Annotated in this window: 18 protein-coding genes and 2 pseudogenes; 15 read left to right on the forward strand and 5 right to left on the reverse strand. The window is 58.8% G+C overall.

Features of this window, described 5'->3' with window-relative positions; all coding sequences use genetic code 11:
• Positions 1 to 76: 76 nt before the first annotated feature.
• On the reverse strand, positions 77 to 250 hold the full coding sequence (locus H8F26_RS17805) for a hypothetical protein (RefSeq protein ID WP_197156205.1): 174 nt from the start codon (positions 248 to 250) through the stop codon (positions 77 to 79).
• A 411-nt stretch (positions 251 to 661) separates the two neighbouring features.
• Between H8F26_RS17805 and H8F26_RS19730 the strand changes: the two genes are divergently transcribed.
• The 5 genes from H8F26_RS19730 (at position 662) to H8F26_RS17825 (ending at position 5,491) form a co-directional block, all read left to right on the forward strand.
• Entirely contained in the window at positions 662 to 880 is a 219-nt protein-coding gene (locus H8F26_RS19730; protein ID WP_231605695.1) for a hypothetical protein, read from the forward strand.
• Between the two features lie 518 nt (positions 881 to 1,398).
• Positions 1,399 to 1,665: a hypothetical protein gene (locus H8F26_RS17810; RefSeq protein WP_197156207.1), complete on the forward strand. Its 267-nt coding sequence runs from the start codon at positions 1,399 to 1,401 to the stop codon at positions 1,663 to 1,665.
• Between the two features lie 44 nt (positions 1,666 to 1,709).
• Positions 1,710 to 3,128 carry a hypothetical protein gene (locus H8F26_RS17815; RefSeq protein ID WP_197156209.1) on the forward strand — a complete coding sequence of 473 codons (1,419 nt, stop codon included), beginning with the start codon at positions 1,710 to 1,712 and terminating at the stop codon, positions 3,126 to 3,128.
• A gap of 34 nt (positions 3,129 to 3,162) precedes the next feature.
• Positions 3,163 to 4,656, forward strand: coding sequence for an IS66 family transposase (locus H8F26_RS17820; protein WP_197154297.1), 1,494 nt, complete (start codon positions 3,163 to 3,165; stop codon positions 4,654 to 4,656).
• Positions 4,657 to 4,717: 61 nt separating this feature from the next.
• The gene (locus H8F26_RS17825) at positions 4,718 to 5,491 is read left to right on the forward strand and encodes a hypothetical protein (protein ID WP_197156210.1); all 774 of its coding nucleotides are present in this window, start codon (positions 4,718 to 4,720) and stop codon (positions 5,489 to 5,491) included.
• Positions 5,492 to 5,620: 129 nt separating this feature from the next.
• On the opposite strand, the gene H8F26_RS17830 is transcribed toward H8F26_RS17825, so the two are convergent.
• Positions 5,621 to 6,523 (reverse strand): S1C family serine protease, encoded by a 903-nt coding sequence (locus tag H8F26_RS17830; protein WP_197156212.1) that lies wholly within the window; start codon positions 6,521 to 6,523, stop codon positions 5,621 to 5,623.
• A gap of 12 nt (positions 6,524 to 6,535) precedes the next feature.
• Positions 6,536 to 6,832, reverse strand: a complete 297-nt coding sequence (locus tag H8F26_RS17835; protein ID WP_197156214.1) for a BRCT domain-containing protein — start codon at positions 6,830 to 6,832, stop codon at positions 6,536 to 6,538.
• Positions 6,833 to 7,015: 183 nt separating this feature from the next.
• On the opposite strand from H8F26_RS17835, the gene H8F26_RS17840 reads away from it, so the two are divergent.
• The 10 genes and pseudogenes from H8F26_RS17840 (at position 7,016) to H8F26_RS17880 (ending at position 15,363) form a co-directional block, all read left to right on the forward strand.
• On the forward strand, positions 7,016 to 7,528 hold the full coding sequence (locus tag H8F26_RS17840) for a hypothetical protein (protein ID WP_197156216.1): 513 nt from the start codon (positions 7,016 to 7,018) through the stop codon (positions 7,526 to 7,528).
• Between the two features lie 101 nt (positions 7,529 to 7,629).
• The gene (locus H8F26_RS17845) at positions 7,630 to 8,229 is read left to right on the forward strand and encodes a hypothetical protein (RefSeq protein WP_197156218.1); all 600 of its coding nucleotides are present in this window, start codon (positions 7,630 to 7,632) and stop codon (positions 8,227 to 8,229) included.
• A 3-nt stretch (positions 8,230 to 8,232) separates the two neighbouring features.
• Entirely contained in the window at positions 8,233 to 8,934 is a 702-nt protein-coding gene (locus tag H8F26_RS17850; protein WP_197156220.1) for a hypothetical protein, read from the forward strand.
• A complete protein-coding gene (locus tag H8F26_RS17855) occupies positions 8,931 to 10,412 on the forward strand; it encodes an ATP-dependent DNA ligase (RefSeq protein WP_197156222.1) in 1,482 nt (493 codons plus the stop codon). The genes H8F26_RS17850 and H8F26_RS17855 overlap by 4 nt, the downstream gene beginning before the upstream one ends.
• Before the next feature lie 89 nt (positions 10,413 to 10,501).
• Positions 10,502 to 10,756, forward strand: a pseudogene (locus H8F26_RS19735) (toll/interleukin-1 receptor domain-containing protein); the annotation flags it as partial.
• A gap of 486 nt (positions 10,757 to 11,242) precedes the next feature.
• A pseudogene (locus H8F26_RS19740) lies at positions 11,243 to 11,401 on the forward strand (AbrB family transcriptional regulator); the annotation flags it as partial.
• A gap of 51 nt (positions 11,402 to 11,452) precedes the next feature.
• Positions 11,453 to 12,484 (forward strand): ATP-binding protein, encoded by a 1,032-nt coding sequence (locus H8F26_RS17865; RefSeq protein ID WP_197156225.1) that lies wholly within the window; start codon positions 11,453 to 11,455, stop codon positions 12,482 to 12,484.
• 22 nt (positions 12,485 to 12,506) lie between these two features.
• On the forward strand, positions 12,507 to 13,739 hold the full coding sequence (locus tag H8F26_RS17870; protein WP_197156227.1) for a VWA-like domain-containing protein: 1,233 nt from the start codon (positions 12,507 to 12,509) through the stop codon (positions 13,737 to 13,739).
• Between the two features lie 8 nt (positions 13,740 to 13,747).
• Entirely contained in the window at positions 13,748 to 14,134 is a 387-nt protein-coding gene (locus H8F26_RS17875; RefSeq protein ID WP_197156229.1) for a hypothetical protein, read from the forward strand.
• Between the two features lie 755 nt (positions 14,135 to 14,889).
• On the forward strand, positions 14,890 to 15,363 hold the full coding sequence (locus H8F26_RS17880) for a YbjN domain-containing protein (RefSeq protein ID WP_197156231.1): 474 nt from the start codon (positions 14,890 to 14,892) through the stop codon (positions 15,361 to 15,363).
• 18 nt (positions 15,364 to 15,381) lie between these two features.
• Here H8F26_RS17880 and H8F26_RS17885 read toward each other — a convergent pair whose 3' ends face one another.
• Both H8F26_RS17885 and H8F26_RS17890 read right to left on the reverse strand, forming a co-directional pair.
• Complete coding sequence (locus H8F26_RS17885) at positions 15,382 to 17,115, reverse strand: hypothetical protein (protein WP_197156233.1); 1,734 nt, start codon at positions 17,113 to 17,115, stop codon at positions 15,382 to 15,384.
• Positions 17,112 to 21,230 (reverse strand): tetratricopeptide repeat protein, encoded by a 4,119-nt coding sequence (locus H8F26_RS17890; protein ID WP_197156235.1) that lies wholly within the window; start codon positions 21,228 to 21,230, stop codon positions 17,112 to 17,114. The genes H8F26_RS17885 and H8F26_RS17890 overlap by 4 nt, the downstream gene beginning before the upstream one ends.
• Positions 21,231 to 21,397: the final 167 nt, after the last annotated feature.

Genomic DNA, 21,397 nt, shown 5'->3' on the forward strand with positions numbered 1-21,397 from the left:
AAGCTTGAGATGAAGGGAGCGAACGTCTGAAAGCGAACGTCTGCAGGAGGCCCCTGGGCCTCCTGATCATCAGAGCTCATGGCTCGATGATGTCAAGCACCCGCCCTTCGTCGTCGATCAGGCGATGGCGCCTGCCGGTGGAGCGGGCACGCTGCTGGGCACTGCGGAAGGCACTGGCCTCGTGGTGGCTGGTGGTGTAGTGCTGCCAGAAACCGAACTGGTTTTGCCACTGGATGGTGATGCGGGTCATGGGGTTGCTGTGATTGATCTCAGTGTTGCGACCCTGGGCTGGCAGCGGCAAAGATTCGCGCGATCGACGAGCTGCTTGATCCCGTAGGACGAAGTGCCCAGACGCGATTGCCTGGACCAACACCGTCGAGCGGCTTCGCGTCCGGCTGGGCTGGGATCTCTTGTGCAGCCTGGCTCAGATCTTCTTTCTCGCTACGCGTGGACTCCAGACTGCTTGACGACGTGGCCAGTTGACAGTCTAGATCATCATGCTCAAGTCAACTTGAATCAAGCTAGCCATGTGCGGTTAGCCACTCCATCCCCTCAGAGATGCAACATCTCTGATCGCTTGATCTCAAGCTCTTGACTGAAACGCTCAAGTCGCTGATCGGCTTCAATGATTGATTCTCATTTGTCAGTGCACGGCGATGTCTTGACCAATGTCTTCACGCCAGGCCCATGCATCGGCGCGGATGGGGACATCTCCACTGATCTTCCTCCACACCCGCCCGATCCTCTTGCGGGGGTGTGGGAGGAGGAGCTGATGCCGTTGCTGCAGCGAGCGCCGGCGTTGACGCCGATCACGCTGCTGGAGCACCTACAGCGGCAGAAGCCTGATGTGAACTGGCTTCCGCTGCAGCGGACCCTGTAAAGGCGAGATCGCCTGACCTATGGCCGCAAGGCAGTGTTCGAATGCAGTCGTCGCGAGCGTAAGCACGGACGTGACCTGCGTTGGACGCTGCGGGGCTTGCCCGCACCGGAGTGGGTGGTGGAGAACTGGCCTGGCAGCGCCACCATCCTGGCGGTGTTCTGCAAGGGCACTCGGGGCAGCAGGCCGCCTTGGCCCATGACAGTCCCGGCTTGCTGGCACTGCTGGGCTGGCGAAAACCAGCTCAGGCACTGAGCTCGGCATACCGATTAATCAGCCCTGCCATCCCAGGTTGTCCCTGAGAGCCATGGCAGCCGCCCATAGGGATTCTTCACAGGTCAAGCCCATGACTGAGTTCAGCCTTACCATCGATGAAGGTCCGTCCCCTGCAGCGGCATTGCAGCTCAAAGGATGCGACTCACTGGCTACGACCTGCTTGAGCTAGTTGCGAAACTCGATCAAGATTTTATTTCTGGTTCACCGTGGAGAGGCAAGGAGCCTACTGTAGAGCAGTGTGGATATTGCCGCGCCGCTTTGATGGAGTGCCAAAGGCTGAATACAAAGAATTCCATGAAGCTTACGAAGATGCACGGATCTTTCGAGATCGGCATAGCGATGACATCAAAGACCTTAGCAGCACTTCGCAGGATGTCTTTGAAGCTTTCATCTATATCTTCCACGAATTCCCAACGGTCGACGTCGAAGCACACATTGCTAGCCATGGACTTGATTCAGTCATGGAGCTTTTGGAGGAGTTGAGAGAGTATGAATTAGCAGATGATGAGTGACGTCAAAAGCGCTCATGCCGCACCTCCATTGATCTCAGCCTCCAATGCAAGCACTGTTTTCTCTTGCCAACAATCCCGACCGACTGATGCGTCTTGTCAACCATCTGCTTGACAAGGGCTTTGCAGTCACAAGCCATTGCGTAGCCAGCGCGCTTGGTCAGTCGGCCGAAGGTGTCTTCATGATCCATTTTGATGAATCGTCGGAGATTGCCCTGATCGATGAGCTGCCATGTCAACACATGCAGATCAACCTTGTAGCCAATAACCCCGACCTCGAGCTCATTCGGCTGATCCTCGAGGCAGGGGGTGCAATCTGTGAAGAGCCTGCAGAGGCTGATCTGATTGTCGGTGACTCAGGCGATATCAACGATCTCAGGCGGCAGCATCCCCGCAAGCTTGTCATCGACGATGCCGAGCTTGCCTCCTTGCTGAACGATGTCCTGCAAGCAGACCGGCTACTAGCCCCTGTAGATCCAAATCTCACGCCGGTGCCTCGCCTTCCAGAGAATCTCAAGGCCTGCTGGGCAAAGCTGCGACGTCGATCAATCCCTACGATCAACGAAGGACTGGATCTCCTGGAAGCTCTCCTTCAAACGGATCCCACTGCCGGTGATCCATTGCTTGACCAAGTGGAAGTTGTCGATGGGGAGCTGTTCCCTGGTAGACGATTCAGACTTGGTGACTCCTTCACTCATCCCTACTCTTACTACGCACTGCTCGGAATCCTATCCCGATCTCCTGCTGGCAGTCGAGCCGAAGCGTTGCGGCTAGGCATTAAAAGCCTAGATCATATCGAAGCGATCGCACTGCCGGAATTAAAGTCATTCGAGAATGTAGAGAAAATACGCATTCACATTCTCGAACCTGACAAAACCAGGCATTCTTTTCGTTTATCGGCCAGTTGGTCAGGGCTTTTGAGCCTAACCGAATTATCTCTAAGCATGGCAGATGGTGCAACAATACAATTTGACTACTTGGATGCTCCGAAGCTCAAAGACTTGACACTGGTCGGCGCGGAGTTCAAGGAGATCGACGGCGCATCTCAATGCACTCATCTATCAACAATTGATATTAGCCATACTTCCATTACAGACCTGACTCCCCTTTCGGCTATATGCAAGTCCTTGAAATACATTAATCTATCTGGCACGGGTATCACGACGCTAGAGCCGCTCTCCGGTTGCCAGCAAATTGAAGGTCTCAATATCGACATCTGCAAGCAGTTGCCCAGTCTCCGTGGCCTGGAGACGGCGAGGATCACTGAAGATCATCTGCGCATCAGGAAAGCAGCCATTGACAGCTTGCAGTATTTTCCGTGTTTTGAGGGTGCCTGTCTTGAGCTAGGGGACCTGCCGCTTTCAAACCTCAAAGGCATTGATAAGCTAAAGAGTCTTGTAAGCATTCAGGGGTCGGGACAGCACGCGGCGAACATCGTCTCTGCTGAACCCTTGACGGCGTCCTGATTCCCGTTTGCATCTCAGGCAGAGACTGCTTGAGATGGGCGCCCCTCCTGCTGGCATTTCCGAGGTGGACTGGTTGTCGTGGCCAGCTGGTGCCAGGGAGTTCATCCTGGCTCAACAGGAGGAGATGGTGCAGCTCCGCGTCCAGCTCACCGCCCTGGCGACCGAACTGGCCCATCTGCGCGAGCGGATCGGCCGCAGCTCCCGCAATTCTTCCAAGCCTCCCTCCAGTGATGGCCAGGGGTTTAGGCCGCCCGAACGACGCAAGGGCAGTGGCCGCAAGCGCGGCGGCCAGCCGGGCCATCCCGGATCTGGGCCGGAGCTGCTGCCGATCGAGCGGGTGGATGAGGTGGTCGAGCACCACCCCCAGGCCTGCCGCCGCTGCGGCACGTTGCTACAGGGTCAGGATCCCGAGCCCTTGAGGCACCAGGTGATCGAGATTCCACCGATCACGCCTCTGGTGATCGAGCACCGGCTGCACCGCCTGGTCTGCCCCTGCTGTTCCACCAGCACCTGTGCCTCGTTACCGGCGGAGGTGGAAGTAAGCCATTACGGTCCCCGGCTCAGTGCTCTGGTGGGTCTGCTGGGTAGTGCCTTCCCGTTGAGTTTCAGCAAGACCCAGGCGCTGCTGGATCAGCTGCTGGGGGTACAGATCAGCCGGGGAGCGATGGCCACTATCCGCCAGCGCTTGAGTGCAGCACTGGAGCAGCCCATGCAGGAGGCCCTTGCGTTTGCCCGTCAGCAGTCGGTGGTCTACGTCGATGAAACCGGTGCCCCCACCGGTAATGCTGACGGTGGCAACCCCGATGGCCGGCGCGGCTGGGAGTGGGTCATGGTGACCGCCATGGGGGTGACAGTGTTCTTGCAGAGCCTGAGCCGCTCGGCTGCCGCCGCGATCGACCTGCTCGGGAATGCCTTTGGCGGAATTGTGGTGAGCGATCGCTTCTCCGCCTACAACCATCTCCCGCTGGAGCAGCGCCAGCTGTGCTGGGCGCACGTGATCCGCGATCTCACCGCCATCGCTGACCGTCAGGGCGCCAGCGGTGAGATTGGAGCGGAGCTGCTGGGCCTGCAGCAGCAGCTGTTTGCCCAGTGGCACCGCTACAAAGACGGAACGATCGACTGGTCCACGTTGCAGCAGGGCTGTCGGCCGATCCGCCAGGCGTTTGTGGGCACGCTGCAGCGGGTTGTGGAGCTGGGCTGCCAGCGCGGCGAGCGAACGCCGTGGGCCAAGACGGTGCGTACCTGCCATCAGTTGCTGCAAGTGAGCGATGGCCTCTGGACCTTCCTGGAGATTGAAGGGATCGAGCCCACCAACAACGCAGCCGAGCGTGCCCTGCGCCATTCGGTGATTCAGCGCAAGATCAGCCATGGCGTCCAATCCCGCCAGGGTGCAATCTGCCGCAGCAGGTTGCTCACGGTCACCACCAGCCTGCGGCAACAGGGCCGTGATATCTGGCAGTTCCTGGAGCAGGCCTTGATCGCCCATCATCGCGGCGGTGAGATGCCATCGCTGTTGCCGAATCCCTGAGCCGGCCGTCATCGATCGTGGTGTCTGTGGTCGCTTGGTGATCAGCGATCAAGGGCGGTGAATGCTGCGCGGCTGCGTCACGGCCCCTGAACGGATACAGAGTCTTAAAAGGTTGGTTCTCAAAGATTTAGAGAATCTGACCACTATTGATGATTTGGCAGCACTCTCAACAATTGAGGAGGTGATTATCAAATATTGTAGTAACCTTGTTGACATGGGAGTTTTAGGCAGTCTCCCCAATCTAGAGAGTGTCTCCATTTCAGGATGCACAAAGCTGGTCAAGATGCCTGAGCGTTGGCCCGACTCTTTGAGGCATTTATTCCTGACCGATCTGGCAACGCGCCAGATTGGCGATCTTCCCCCTACCTACGATAAACATCTGCATCTTCAGACAGTGCACGGTTTGGAGACAGTCGAGAATCTGCGCATGAGCATAAAGATCCCAGAAATACTGCTAACCATGTCGAGGATTCCAACGATCAATGATCTTACGCCACTTGCCAGCAATCAAGACCTTTGGATCAACATCGAGATGGAAGGCAAATCGAGCTTGCCAGATGCGGTTGTGGAGATGTTGTCAAAACTACCAGTCTGCAGGCTCAGACTGGTTTGCTATAGGGATATTGACTTGACCAATCTAACCCGCTTGGAGAATTTGATAGCTCTTGATCTTGACAATAGGCAGATCAAGAAGGATGAACTCCGGCCGATCCTCAACATGAATGCCCTAGAATATTTGCAGTTCCCTGCGGGGTCCTTGCCAGAGCTTGGCGGTTGCACATTTAATACTGCTTCAAAGGTTGCAAAAGTCAAAATGCAGTTGCTAGCCTCATAAGTTGTCGAACAAAAGCAGCACCCTGAAGTCTTTGTGGGTCCGAGGCGTCCTATCTTTCGATTGCTACCTACCAGATTTGTCGCACAATAGTGTATGGTCTCTGCGTTGTGCATATGGCTGACGACGAACTCAGCCTCGGGAGGAGGTTTTCGCTTTCGCCAGAACCTCCACCGTCCTGGACTCACCGTTTCGCTCGATCAAGACGGTCACTCGCTGATCGACCGTTTCTCGTCCCAGTGCTCGTATCACATCAATACGCCGCCTCAGCTGTCTGCCATTGATCTGGAGCAGGATGTCGCCACGTTCCAGTGGAGATTGATCTGCGTCCTTCACCTTGCGCACACTGATGGCCCGCTGGAGGCCAAGGTCAACGGGGTGCTCAATAACCGCAATCGAAATGCCGATGCTGGCGCGCAGAACACTGCCATGGCTCACCAGCTCAGGAACAACAGCGCCGAGTGTTTCGGCAGGTACGGCCATATTCACTGTCTCCGCTGGCCCCATGGAGTTCATGCCGACGATTCGGCCATGAATATTGACCAGTGGTCCACCCGAATTTCCCGGATTCACCGACGCATCCGTCTGAATCATTTCCTCGATCACGGTGCCATCCGCCAACCGGATCTGGCGGGACAGGCCGCTGATGATTCCGAGACTGGCCGATTCCCGGTAGGAATGGGGTGACCCGATCGCAACGCACAGTTCCCCCAGCCTGGGTGGTTCCGGTTCAAGCTGCAGAGGCTGGCCGTCCAGCCCCTCAACGCGGATCACAGCAATATCGTTCTCCGGGTCGCTGCCGATCACGTCACCCGTAATGCCGGCACGCCCAACCGGGCTGACGGTGACCGGGTTCGCCATGCCGTCGATGACGTGATGGTTGGTCACCACCAGGCCGGGTGCGTAGATCCAGCCGGATCCCTGGCTGTTTTCAGAGAGATCCTTGCTATAGCCCTCGATCGTCACTGTCGATGGCAAGACCCGGCGGATCAAGCCGGTGAGCTCGTCGTTCAGAGCCTGCAGCGCGGCCGTCATGAGCACAGGTCCTCAGGGGAGAACAAGTTGAAGCCTGGCGATGAAGGCAGCCTCATCGATCACGTCCACGCCCATCTCCTTGGCCTTGGACAGCTTGCTGCCTGCCTTCTCGCCCGCGACTAGGAGATCCGTCTTGCCACTGATCGAGCCAACGGCGTTCCCGCCTGCTCGTTCAACCAAGCGCTCTGCCTCCTTGCGCTCCATGCGCTCCAGCTTGCCTGTGATAACCACCGTCAGGCCTGAAAATGCATCGCTGCACACCGGGATCGTTTCGCAGTCCCAGCCTGCCACCGGTTCACTGTCATTCATCGCGCGAGACCTTGCCAAGTGACCCCAGACTACGCCCTCATCAGGATGGCAAGCCACTGACAAGACTATGCACTCAGCGAATAAACGGGGATTGCACGGCGACGATTAGGTACGCGGGCGCAACTACATAGACGGGTCTCAAGGCGCGACAACAGGGCTCCGATCGCCAACCGGAGCCCCGCGATGCCCGCCCAACTGTCGTTGCGGATCAAGGAGCGGTACATGGACAAGCGAGCCCAGGGGCTCAGCCAGCAGATCGCTGCTGATGCCGTTGGCATCTCGATGCGCAGCGCTCAGCGCATCGATCGAGGTGAGTTGCAACCCCAAGGCCACCAGCATCCGCCGGGCCGGACCTGGCGCACCCGTGCCGATCCCCTCGCGGATGTCTGGGACAGCGTCTTGGTGCCGATGTTGGAGCAGTGGCGGGCGCTGCAGGGTCCCGCCAAGGAGGTGATGTATCTGCAAAAGCACCGCGCCGGCGTGATGGGCATCTCCGAGTTCACGCTGCTCAACGGCGAGCCGATCACCGTGGCCGGTGAGGTGCTGGAGCACCGGCTCTTCAACTTCCGCCTGCCCTTCTCGGGTTGGTGCCATGTGGCGGTGATTCATGGCGGCGAGAGCTTTGTGGCTCTGTTTGAGGCGCTGCAGAACGCTCTGGCTCTCTGCGGCGGGGTGCCATGGCAGGGGATGGGCTGACCAACCCGCCAACGTAATTGCGCAAACCCGCCCAAGTAGTTGACACCGAGCAGGGGATGCCATCTCTGATGGCGTAGGTTGTTTCCATCGGACTCAGCAGCATGGCCAAGCCTGTTGTGGTGACTCACCTCGGCGCGACGAGCTCGTTCCAGCTCAGCAAGCTTGAGCGTCGCAAGCTGTATGGCGCCAGGCGCCGGATCCCTGTCGACTCAGCTGGTCAGCCCTGTACCCGAGCCGCCCTGACCGATGACGGTGCCGTTCTGATCACTGCAGGTATGACGGCTCAGGGATGGTTTGATCCCGATGGGCGCCAAGTGGAGACCAGGGAGATCGGAGCCCAGGACAGCGATGGCGCACCCCTCTCGCAGGTCGCCTCAACCCTGGGAGAGCCGATGGATCTTGAGGGGCCATTGCCCGCCACTGAATTGTTGGACCTTGCCGTCACATCCGTCTATTGCCTTGAGCCCGAATCCATGGACGACGGCCTCGCTGCATCGCTGCAGGCTGGTCATCTCTGGCGGTTTCCCTTCAATTACAGAGCTGATTTCCGTTCAGAAACCGGATTTCTTACCGCCAATGAACACGGCTACTTCCTGTTAGTCGGTGTGCCGATCGAGCTCCGCTTTCTGGCCCCGAATGCCCCCCCGCCACCAGAGGACGACGAGGCAGCCGATGAAGACCTCGATTTCGAGATGCTCTGAACGATGCGTACTCTTCACCTGGCTGACGCCAATGCCCGCGACGCCTTCGTTCGGTTCGTCTCCGTCAAGGAGCAGCCACCGCCGCAAAAGGTTGTCAACGGTCGGCCTGTGTCCATGCGCCGATACCTGGCCTCTGGGGAAGCGAACACCCACGAGGCCCTGCACCTGACCCATGGACCAGAGCTCGCTCAAGCTTTGATTGATGCTGATCCTGACGTCGACCTTGAGCTGATTGGCCGTCCAGTTGATCGCACGAGGACAGTCTATCTCGACAGCAACCGTGAGGTGCTGCGCTTGGCTCCAGATGTAGTTGAAATTCTCCTGGACCCGTTCGGCCAGGAAAAAGAACGACGATCCCCGGAGGACCGGCTTCCCAATGTGAGCGAAGACGTTCCTGTGCGCTTCACAAAGAACCGGATCAAGCGACTGGATGCGGTGCGCCGTTTTGCCTTCACCCGCACGCTTCAGCTCTGGCACACCGACGGCCTCACCTACGAATTCCTGCACGGCATTGCCGCAGAACTCGATGAGGCCGATGAGATGGTGCTTCTTGGCGCAGGAGAGAAGTCTCGTGATCCTCTGGTGTTGCAGCTCAATGGTCTGCCCTGGCGTGCCTTCTTGGAAGGCCGTGTCAGTGACAACGGCTATTGCTTGCTGCTACGGCTGTCCAACCTCGAGCTCAAACAGCCCCCGGCCCGCTCATGACTGATTCCCGACTTGAATCCCTGGCCCGGCGCTACAAAGCTTCAGTGGCTGGGTGCTATCGCGCGATCAGGCCCGGTGATCTACAGCTGATTCCCCATGCGCCCTGCTTCGTCAGCCGGAAGATTGATGGTGAGCTCTGGTTGGCGGAGCTGCACCAGGGGAAGGCATGCCTGTTTGCCCGTGGCGGGCGATTGATTGAAAAGGGACCACTTCTCGATGCATTGACGTCCATTGCGCAGCGCTGTCCGCAGCCACTGGTCATTGCCGGCGAACTGCATGTACCCGCCAAGGGAGAGGCCCGTGAGCGGGTGGGTGACGTTGCGGCTGCACTGGCGGACGGGAAGGAGCAGTCGCTGGCCTTGGCCGCTTTTGATGTGGTCGAGCTGGATGGATCAGCCCCTCCGGCGGACTACCACCAGCGGCTGGAGATCCTGCAGCGATTGGTGGATTCGGATGCGGCGCATCCGATCTCGGTGGTGGCAACCGAGGAACTCCAGGAGCCTGGAGAGCTGCGCTCCCACGTGCAGAACTGGGTGGAGAGCGGCAAGGCTGAGGGACTTGTGGTCCGCAGCTCAGTCGGTGAGATCTACAAGATCAAGCCATCCTTCAGTCTCGACGCCGTGGTCGTTGGTTTCACCACCAGGGCGAGCGAGCCGGACCAGGTGCGCTCCGTGCTGCTGGGTCTTCGCCGTGACGACGACAACATCCAACTACTAGGTGCTTGCGGTAACTTTCCCGGGGAGGACATGCGCCGCGAATTACTCGCCGCCCTTGCGCCGCTGGAATGCACCAGCGGCTTCCGACACTCCAGTAGCGATGGGAGCCTCTATCGCTTCGTAGAACCGGAGCTGGTGCTAGAGCTCAATTGCACCGATCTACAGACAGACGGCAGCGACGGCGAGCCCGTGCTTCGCTGGGTGCTCCGTCATGGAAGAGAAGAGGGGTGGCAGCCAATCGTGGATGCCCATTCAGCCAGCATGATTCACCCGGTCGTCGTACGCCGCCGCACCGACAAGACGGCAGATGGCCTCGACGTACGGCTGAGCCAACTGCAAGAGCACTTGCCGGAGCTCGGGGCGCAGGCTGCAGTGGAGCCACGTCAATTACCACTTAGCCACCCCGTGCGCCGACAGGTGTGGACCAAAGCAGGCAAAGGCGGTATCGCCGTTCGCAAGCTGCTGGTCTGGAGGAGCGGCAAGGAGGAAGCCTGGCCTGGCTGGCCCGCTTGGCTGGTTCACTTCACCGATTACAGCGCTGATCGCAAAACACCTCTGGAGCGCACTTTGCGGACCGCTCGAACGGAGGAGGAGGCGAATGCGATTGCAGATGCAATGGTTGCCGAGAACATCAAGAAGGGATGGGAGGAGGTGGACGGGACACTACAGCCCATCTCATCAGAGACTGAAAGTAAACCTTCAGCCACAAAAGCAACGAACAAGAAGCCCACTGTAAAAGCTCGGAAAGTCAAGCAGCCATGACACAAGACAGCCACATCTCAGGCTCATCAACGATGGCGTTTGACGTCTTTATCAGCTACTCCACTTGCAATAAGTTGATCGCCGATGCAATGAAGCAATATCTGCAGTCCAAGGGTATTCGGTGCTGGAAAGCTCCAGACGATATTATCCACGGCGAAAGCTGGGCTGCCGCCATTCCCAGGGCAATCAAGAATTCACAGATCATGGTTCTAATCTGGACCGTAGATTCCATGAACTCTCGGCAAGTAGTCAATGAATTGACGCTTGCCGATAGGGCTAAGAAAATGATTATACCCTTCAGGACAGAGCCCATTGAGCCAGAGAATGAATTTGAATACTACCTCGCCAAAACGCACTGGTTTGATGCTTTCGGATCCAGTAATGACGAGGACTTCGAGCTTCTAACTGAAAGAGTGCTGAGAAATCTCAATAACGTCACAAGGCTTCTAGAGTCAGATCTCAGGAGTGTATTACCACAGGTTTTGGACGAGAAGCTCCCTCGCAGACTGAGCTACTCAGTGCAAGTTAATAATAAGTTTAGGTTGGTTCTCGACAGGGACTACACGTCACTCTTAGATCTCCTCCCTGGAGACCAGTTCTCCATGCTGGTTGAAGAAGGCGCAATCCGTTTGGTGCCACTCGGAAATGATCACCCTGAAAATCTTGTAACAGTTGATAGTGCTAACAATATCGTGATCCCCCCTTATGTGCTGCATCTTCTATGTTGCAAGCCTGGGGATTTTTTTAAAATAATGCTCCGCAGAAATGAAATAAGACTGGCGAATCTGGAATTTTCTTCAAGCAGCCTTGAAGGCGCAACAAAAGTTCCTCTGCGCGGCTCTGAGTTACTTGCAAAGGTCCAAGAGCTGGGAGATGCACGCAAATCGGATCTGGTTCGTAGCTGCGGCTATGTGGTCTTCACGGCTGATGGTAAAGAGCGCTTGAACCATCAAGCGTTTTATGCTGCGCTGCTGGAAGCAAAAGGGGTTCACTTTAGCTAGTGAAATTATTTTTCGCAACCGTTCTCTAGCCATTTTTTAATGACCTCCCTCAAGCCCTCCCAACTGATCAGCTACCTCAACCAGCTGGTGACATCGGATCTACCGATCAGCACAATGATCTGGGGTCCTCCTGGGATCGGGAAGTCGAGCATCGTCGCTCAGGTGGCGCAGGAAGCCGGGATGAACTTCATCGATCTACGGCTCAGCCAGCTGGCCCCGACCGATCTGCGCGGCCTTCCTGTACCCGTTCCACCGGCCAAGGATGATGCTACCGGTACCTCAACCTGGTATCCCCCTGAATTTCTACCGCGTCAGGGTAAAGGCATCCTGTTCCTTGATGAGTTGAACATGGCACCTCCTGCGATGCAGGGTGTCGCACAGCAATTGATTCTTGATCGCCGCGTCGGCAGCTATGTGGTGCCAGATGGATGGTTTCTCTGGGCCGCAGGAAACAGGAAGGAAGATCGGGCATCTGTCTTTGAAATGCCTGCCCCTCTGGCCAACCGCTTTCTGCATCTCACAGTAGCGGCCGACTTCGACAGCTTCAAGAGCCATGCTCTTGAGCGAGGCTTCTCCGAGCAGGTGATCGCCTTCCTGGGCTTCCGCCCCACCTTGCTCCACAAGCTTGACGCCAAGACACCGGCCTGGCCTTCGCCGCGGACATGGGAGATGGCCAGTCGGTTGCATTGCGCCAACCTTCCGGTGGATGCGGCAGTTGGGGAAGGTGCGGCCTCGGAATTCCGCGCCTATCTCGCTGTCTACGACGACCTCCCCGATCTCGATGCGATCGCTGCCGGAAAGGGCGACAAGATCGCCTTCCCGAACGAAGCATCCAGTCGTTGGGCTACAACAACAGGACTCACGGTGCGTTCGAAGAAGCCAGCGCAGGTGCTCGCAGTGTTTCAGTGGTTGATCGCCAAGGCCAGTGAAGAATGGGTTCAGCTCTATGCCGCCGATGTTGTCAACCAGTTCCAGCGGCGGAAGCAGCTGGCCAACCTCGCCAAAGTGGTGATGAAGGATGCAGCGATTCAGAAGTACCTCGAGCACTACAGCCAGCTGATCCACCAATGAGCTCCTGCGCTGCCCCGACGCCATGAGCCGCACCGCCGAACAACTGAGTGATCTGATCAGCGCCACCCGCATCCGGCTGCGGCGTCATTCACCGTTCTTCGCTGCGCTGGCGCTGTTTGTTGATGTTCGTTTCACCGAGGAGGTTTCCGTCGCCGCCACCGACGGGAAGTTGTTGTTCTTTCATCCCGAGGGCTACGGCGATCTCAAGCCGGCAGAGCGCGATGCGGTGTTTCTCCATGAACTGCTGCATGCCGCCCTGCTCCATCCCAGTCGTCGAGGTGTACGAGACCCCGAGCTGTTCAACATCGCTGCCGACATCGTAGTGAATGGCATGGTGGCGGCTGAGGAGAGTGTCGCTTTACCCCAGAGCGCTATCCGCAACAAGGAGCTTGAGCACCTCAGCGTCGAGGAGATCTATGAATTGCTCCAGAAACAGCCCCAAAAAAAGCATCCCACCCTGCCCCTGGCTGATCTGATCAAGCCAGGCTCAATGAAATCAGGAGTAGGCGATAGAGACGACGAAGGAGTAAGAGGAGAAGCTGGCGGCAATGCTGAAGCGAAGGCGAATGGCCCGGGCAACAGCCACGATCCGGCAGGCGAGCTGCACAACCTCCACGACCGCAGCGCCCTGGAGGCCCACTGGAAGCAGGCGATCCAGCAGGCGAAGGTGCTGGCCAGCAGCCAGGGCCAGGGCAGCCTGCCGGCAGGGATGCAGCGCCACCTCGGCGAAATTGCCGATCCCCAGATTGATTGGCGGTCGCTGCTGTGGCGTTATCTGGTGCGCACCCCCACCGATTTCAGCGGTTTCGATCGCCGCTTTCTGCATCGAGGCCTCTACCTCGACCATTTGGAGGGCGAGGGCGTGCAGGTGTTCTGTTGTATCGACACCAGTGGCTCCATTGACGACGAACAGATGTCGCTGTTTCTCGGGGAATTGAGTGGCATCCTTTCGGCCTACCCGATGCTGGATTGCCAGCTCTGGTATGCCGATGCCTCCTGCTACGGCCCCTACAGGATCGATGCGCAGCGCGACCTTCCTGAGCCAGAGGGTGGCGGCGGTACCGACTTCTGTCCGTTCTTCAAGGCGGCCCTTGAAGCCTGGAGCGGCGATCAGGAGGCGGTGTGCGTCTATCTCACCGATGGCTATGGAGATTTTCCCAATGAGGCGCCCCAGCTGCCGGTGCTCTGGGTGATCGTGCCGGGCGGGCTACCCAGCGAAGACATCCCCTACGGCGAAATCTGTCGCTTGATCTGAGCAAATCGATGAAACACCTTCTCCTGAGCCTCGCCACCACCCCGGAGCGTGCCTTGCGCCTGTTGGGCTACTGCGTGGAACGCTCCGATGACATCAACCTCCAAGTGGACGCTTGCGGCACGGTCGTCTTCAGTGAGCTTGATTTGCCGGGCAACTGGTCCGAGCCTGACCCGGCACGCCGTTATCGCTACATCAGAATTTGGCTGACGGATCGCGCGTCTGATCCCTCGTTGATCGAGGCGTTCTGCCGAGAAGGTGGCAAGGTCGCCGCCATTCCAGAGGATGCCGACTTACTGGTGGCAACAGAGCCTGAGCTGGCGGCGAGCCAACGGCCTGCTTTGCTGCGTTCAGGAGCTGAGCTTCCGTGGGTTTGTTGTTCATCGCAGGTTTTGTGAGGTCGACATCATTGACATGCAATTAAGCATTTCTGCTTGGCAATCTTATCCGTCACCTTTGAACAGAAAAGCCACGAGTATACATCTAATGCTAGGCTTAAACAGCAAGACATTCAGCGATCCAGTCGAGAAGACCAGCTACATTGCCTGAATTCAACCACGCAAACTGCCCATTAGGGTTAACATCGAAGAAGCAGAATAAGCCGTCTTCACAATAAGGTCTAATCGATCGAAATCCAGCTAGAAATCATTCCTGTAAGCATGAATGGCCGCCCAAGTTCTGATGGGATTCCTGCAACTTCCCAGCTTTGCGAGCTAAGCGGCTTACAAACTTCTGACTCGCTGATTGTTAAATGTTGCGGCGAAGATGTGACATTACATTATGGAACCATGAAATAGCAACTTGCCATACGAATCTGAATGTTTATTTGGCAATCTACCTACGATCTGAATTTTCTCGACAAGACTTCCGCTATCCATTTTACTGCAGATCCAGTAAATGCCATCAATGATAGACGTTCGGCAGACTGCAGGTGCACAGCGGTCAGCGCGGCAGACCGAGGAGCAGACCGCGCAAGATCGTGGCGGATGCAGCCTATCTCGCCCGCGCCAACCACCGGCTGCTCCGCCGTCGCAGGATCGGTTGCGTGATCCACAGAGCCCGCAACCAGCGGCGCCGGTGGTCTAGCTAATTGTGCAGAGGAAAAGAGCTCTAAAGGCTGTAAAGTATAGAGGCGCTAGCGAGGCTCCCCCTAATGGCTGATGACACCCTCTCCTTCCAAGGGCCCGACAGAGACACGCTATTGGCAATTGCCAAGAAGGCGGTCGGGCTGCTGTGCTCTATTGATCCCGATTCCGTAAAAGTTGATGAGGATGGCGACATTCTTTGCACTGGAGACAGTTCGGGCCTCTTCGTGGGCATTGGTCAGGATCCACCTGCCCTCATCTTCAGGGGCGCTATCCTTCGTGACATAGAAGAAAGTCCAGCGCTCTATGCACTGCTGAATGAGATTAACAACGACCTCTCACTAGGGCAGATTTATTATAATATGCAACACAAGGATGTGCGCTATTACTACCAGTACTTTGCCGAGAATCCCAGCCCCGAACTCGTCTCCTATATTATCTCGGAGATGATAGACATCGCCGATCTCTATGACGACCGCCTTAAAACAAGGCTTGGCGGTGAGCGTTTCATTGAAGTAGACGAGGATGAGGTGGAAGTTTAAAATTGTCTGACCAGTCAGTCAGGGGCCGGGGGCATATTCCCTCTGGAGCTGACTGGTCACCCAGTCATTCAGTTCATCCAGTTTTTCTCGGCCCACGGCTTCCACCGCAATCCGTTCCCGATCCCGTTTTGATGCATCGCCGGCGGGTAACGACGGATCAATCGAGGCCAGCGCTTGTTGGCCGCGTTGAAACTGCTGCAGACTGCGGCCATAGCGATCGGCAGTGTCGGCGTAGGCCATCAGCGAGCTGTAGGCGCGGGCGGAAGCAAAACCACCCAGCAGCACCACCACCCAGGCCGCCAGAACATCCGACATGCCGGGCATGCTCTGGGCTGCAGCCACCACCACGGCAGCCACGGCCAGGATCATCGCCGCCAGCTGCCAGCGGCGAGCCAGCACTTCAAAGTCGCCGATGCGTTTCTGCAGAAAATCCACCTGTCCATCGATCCACAGCCTGGCCTTTGTCAGGGCATGGCCGTAGCTGAGGGGCTCGTGGGTGTGACAGGCGAGCAGTTGCACCCGAACGGCCCGCAGCACGGTGCGGATCCAGTTCAGTTCGCTATTGCTGCGGGTATGGAACAGATCGGCTGCGTCATCGGGGATGCCAAGGGCCAACCAGAGATGTTGAACCGTGAGGCACTCTGCCAGGCAGCGCTTGGCGATGAACTCGTGCTTGGGCCCCTGCTGAAGCCGAGGGAAAAGCACAAAGGCCAGCAGCAGCAGCGCCCACCAGACACCCTGGGCCACGGGTGCGAGCTGGGCTGCCAGCACCAGCACCAGCCCTGCAATCACCAGCACAGCGCACCAGCTCTCATAGCGGCCCTTGTTCAACCGAGCGGCGCGATCAGCCCAGCTCCACAGGCGGGTGAAGCGTCCTTCGTTGACGTAGAAGGTGGGTTCAAAACCAGGCTGCAGAAGTGCACGATTGATCTCTTCCAGGCGATGGGGCATGGCCAGCAGGGATTGAGGAATCACGCTGTCGTGATGGCCGGAACCCGTTGCTTCCGGCCAGAAGGTCACACGACCTGCCCCCTCGATTGAGCCACCGGACTTGATGCGCGGTGTGTGCTGCAGCACCAGCACACCTGGTTCCTTGGTGGCCAACACTTCATCCACGCTGAGGAACAGAGGGTGGATGTCACCTTTCTGCATGGCGACGGTCTGGGAGGTGCCGCCCACCAGCCGGGTTTCCACGCCGTCGTAGAAGCCAAAGAGCACATAGCAGTGCCGCACGAGAAACACGCCCTGCTGCCCGTAGCAGGCCGGATCATCAGCCGACCTGGGCCGACCATCGGCTGTAGGAGGCAACGCCAGATCGGCGCAGTTGTCGGGATCCAGCACGCCATCGGAGCAGGTGAGTAGCTGGTTGAGCTCCTCAAGGGCGGCGGGATCGGTGAAATCGAGGCGATAGGCGTCCGGAGGCTTTGGCAGTACCGCCACCAGTTGGTGATGGGGCGCTGCAGCACCACGCCGCTCTTGATCTGCGGCTACCACCTCAAGGAACACACGGGCGGCGATGCTGTCGATGCCTTCCGCCAGGCCGTTGAGCATCAGCAGCGGAGTATGGGACAGCTCCCGCAGGAGCTGCTCAAGCTGCTGGCGGAATTGACGTTGCAGCAGGGGCAGCACCTCGGGCCGCGGATCTCGGTGGCCGGCCACCGCAATGACCAGGGGAACCGGCCCGGGATCCTGCAGCAGGCCATGGGCCAGCAGCACATCAGTGGGTTGCAGCTCAGACGAAGTGGTTATCACTGGCGGGCGCTCAGCAGAGCATCGGCTTCTGCCCGCAGAGCTTGGTCATCATCATCAGGCTCGTCAATGCGATCCATGCTCACCTGCAACTCCTGCAGCAGTGCAAGGGCATCGGCCTGGCGTCCCAACTTCTGCAGGACCCGGGCCAGATCGAGGCGTCCACGGTTCGTCCACCAGTCATCAGGGCCTTCATAGGCCAGCCGGTGATCAAGGGCCTGCTGGCGATAAGCCAGAGCTTCCTCCAACTTGCCGGCGGCTTCCAGAGTTTTGGCCAGGCCGCCAAGAGCACGGCCAATCCGGAAGTCGCCAGCTTCAAGTACCTCCTGGCTACCAGCAACCAGTTCGCGGAAGAGGGTTTCTGCCTCTTCCAGCTCGCCAGTTTCGCGGAGGTCGATCGCCAGATCGTTGATCGAGGTGAGAGTGCCTGGATCGTTGTCTCCATTCTGCTCACGGCACCAGGCCAGTTCACGCCGGCGCAAGGGGATGGCTTCTGCACGGCGCTCCAGCTGCGACAGCACTTCAGCCAGGTTGTAAACGGTGGTAAGCGTGGAGGGATGCTCCGGACCCACCAGCCGCTCACGGGCTTCCAGGGCGCGGATGAACAAGGCTTCCGCCTGCTCGTAGTCGCCCTTGTCTTGATAGAGCAAGGCCAGACTGTTGACCGTGCTGAGCGTGTCGGGGTGCTCCGGACCCACCAGCCGCTCACGGGCTTCCAGGGCGCGGCTGTAGAAGGCTTCTGCCTGCTCGTAGTCGCCCTTGGCTTTATAGAGCAGGCCCAGATTGCCGACCGTGATGAGCGTGTCGGGGTGCTCCGGACCCACCAGCCGCTCTTGGCCTTCCAGGGCGCGGCTGTAGAAGGCTTCTGCCTGCTCGTAGTCGCCCTTGGCTTTATAGAGCAGGCCCAGATTGCCGACCGTGGTGAGCGTGGAGGGGTGCTCCGGACCCACCAGCCGCTCTTGGGCTTCCAGGGCGCGGCTGTAGAAGGCTTCTGCCTGCTCGTAGTCGCCCTTGGCTTGATAGAGCACGGCCAGATTGCCGACCGTGGTGAGCGTGGAGGGGTGCTCCGGACCCACCAGCCGCTCACGGGCTTCCAGGGCGCGGCTGTAGAAGGCTTCTGCCTGCTCGTACTCGCCCTTGTCTTGATAGAGCCCGGCCAGATTGTTGACCGTGGTGAGCGTGGAGGGGTGCTCCGGACCCAGCAGCCGCTCTTGGGCTTCCAGGGCGCGGCTGTAGAAGGCTTCTGCCTGCTCGTAGTCGCCCTTGTCTTGATAGAGCAAGGCCAGATTGCCGACCGTGGTGAGCGTGGAGGGGTGCTCCGGACCCAGCAGCCGCTCACTAGCCTCCAAGTCACGATAGTAGAAGGCTTCTGCCTGCTCGTACTCGCCCTTGTCTTGATAGAGCCCGGCCAGATTGCCGACCGTGGTGAGCGTGGAGGGGTGCTCCGGACCCAGCAGCCGCTCACGGGCTTCCAGGGCGCGGCTGTAGAAGGCTTCTGCCTGCTCGTACGCGCCCTTGTCTTGATAGAGCCCGGCCAGATTGCCGACCGTGGTGAGCGTGGAGGGGTGCTCCGGACCCAGCAGCCGCTCTTGGGCTTCCAGGGCGCGGCTGTAGAAGGCTTCTGCCTGCTCGTACTCGCCCTTGTCTTGATAGAGCAAGGCCAGATTGTTGACCGTGGTGAGCGTGGAGGGGTGCTCCGGACCCAGCAGCCGCTCACGGGCTTCCAGGGCGCGGCTGTAGAAGGCTTCTGCCTGCTCGTACTCGCCCTTGTCTTGATAGAGCCCGGCCAGATTGCCGACCGTGGTGAGCGTGGAGGGGTGCTCCGGACCCAGCAGCCGCTCTTGGGCTTCCAGGCACCGCTGATAGAGCGGCAATGCAGCATCGTATTGGCCAAGATCTCGCTGGGCGTCTGCTAGCCAGTTCAGGCTGACAAGCATGGATTCTTCACTTCTGTCTTCTGATGCTTCCTCCAGCACCAACGACAGGGTCCTTAGCTTTAGCAGTGGCTCGCGATAGAGTCCGACTTCATCCAACAACGCTGCGATCCGATCCAAAAACCAGATCAGATCCTCTGCATCCTCACGCCGCTTCTCGATCTCTGCCTCCAAGTCCTCTGCAATCAGCTCATCCAGCTCGCCATCATCGGCGCCCCCGTCGCCCCTAGCCGCCAGCCAATAGTTAATCGTTTCGCGGCTACCACGATATTCACACAGATAGGCAAGATGCACGGGATTGAGAAGGTGCTCCCGTAGATCTTTCAACCGGTCAGCCTGTTGCCACTGCCAAGGCAGCTCTTCGGCATCCCGTTCATCCCATCCCTCCTTCGCCTCATACCAGTCGGCCAGATCACTGTGCGCCTGTCTCCTCTGCTCTTCCGTGGGCAGATAGCGATCCCCAACAGCAGTCCGCAGAAAGTCATGGTCAAACACCAGCCGGTTGCCGTTGCGGCCAAAGGCCTTCTCCAACGCCAGATCGATCGGTGCCCACTGCAACGGAGCCAGACCCGTGATCGCCAGCAGTTCGGGTTCGCTGAGCCCTGCCCGGCTGGCCCAGAGTGCCGTCATTACCCTGCGAACATTCTCTCCGCAGCCGTCGTTCTCCAGGCGCTCCAGCACCCGCTCATACAGGTCATCAATGGTCTGGGAGCTCAGGTAAAAGTCCAGCTGCTCCTTGAGGGTGTCGTGGCGGCCGCACTGGCGCAGCTCCTCCAGCAGCACCTTCAGGAACAGCGGTGATCCCGCCAGTGGATGGCGCAGGATCTGCTGGCGCAGGCCACCATCGAGTTCCTTGGTGTAGCGCTGGAGATAGCGCTGAATCAGCAGCTCCTGCTCCGCCGCAGCCAGCGGCTCGATCGTCAAGGTGGTGTAATCCCGCTGGCTGAGGATCGTTCGCGCCGGGCAGGCCAGCGCACTGGCCACCACCTGCACCCCTGCCGGCAGGTTCTGGGGCAGCCACGGCAGGGCGTTCTGATCGTCGGGATCCAGGCGGTCCAGACCATCCAGCACCCAGATCCAGCGGTAGCCGTTTCGCCCTGCCAAGTGCCCCAGGCTCTGCAGCGTTTCAGCCACCCTGGCCACCAGCTCCCACCAGTCCTCCGGTACTGCCAGCGCTTCTGGGATCAGGCCGGCCTCCAGCAGCTGAGCTGAGGCGGTATCGATCAACCGGGCCAGCAGCGGCCGCAGCGCATTGGCGTCATTGGTGCAGCCCAGGTGGTGGGCATACACCACATCCTCCGGATGGGCCTGCTGATGGGCCTCCATCCAGTTGGCGATCAGCGCGCTTTTGCCTGCTCCTGATTCCCCCGTGATCAGGATCTGTTGCCGCCCCGCCGCCAGCCACTGCTCCAGCTGCTGGATGTAGGCCTCACCACCCACGTATTGCCCGGCTCCGGTGCGGGAGCGGCGGTAGTCGGCATGCTTGCGGGCTTCCTTCTCCAGTGCATCAGGCTGCTCCTGCGCTGGAAACTGCTGATCGATCAGGTCCCAGAGATCCTGTGCGATCTGATCGGCAATCGCCTGGGGTGTGGCCAGGTTTTCAACAACAGGGAAGCGGCTGCCACGGATGCGCTGCTTGAGATCGGCCAGCCTGGCTTCTTCCTCGAGCGTGTCACAGATAAACCCTGGTTCGGTTTGCTGCCGGCTCCATGCCGGATCCCGGAAATAGAAGAAGGCCCGCCCAGCCATCTCCTGATCGTTCAGAACTCCGTGCAGAATCTCCAGCTCCGTGACGCTGGCGGCGCCCTGGTAGCCCTTGAGCCATTGGAGCTGCTCGCGCTCCAGCAGCTCCGGGAGATAGTCACCCTGTTGCGGCGTCCAACCGTAACGCTCCCCGAGCATGCCGACAAAATACGGCCTGCAGCGTTCGATCTCTGCCAGGCAGATGCCAATCACGTTTCCCTGTTGGCTCTCCTCCTCAGTGATGCCCCAACGCAGGTCAACGTCGACAACCTCCACCCCTCGATCCTGAGCCCTTCTCCTCAAGGAGGGGAACACCTGCTTGACCAGCAGATCCCTTTCGTCCATGAAATCCCGGAAGGTGCTCGAGAGGAACACCCGCACTTCACGGGATTGGGGTTCTGCGGAGGCCACTGCAGCTGCAGGCACAACAGGATCAGTCATCGGAGGTGTGCAGCAACTGCATAGCTGCCGCAACGGATCTGGGGTGCTCACATGGTAGATCCGCTGAGCGATCAGGGCTGCAGCGTCTGCTGCGAACGACGGCGAGAGCCGAGACCAGGGGCTTGATGCCGGCTTCCGCCTGTCGTGCCGCCTGGTGGAGGTCTTTG

Origin of the sequence: Synechococcus sp. CBW1006, assembly GCF_015840525.1 — a bacterium.
GTDB lineage: Bacteria > Cyanobacteriota > Cyanobacteriia > PCC-6307 > Cyanobiaceae > CBW1002.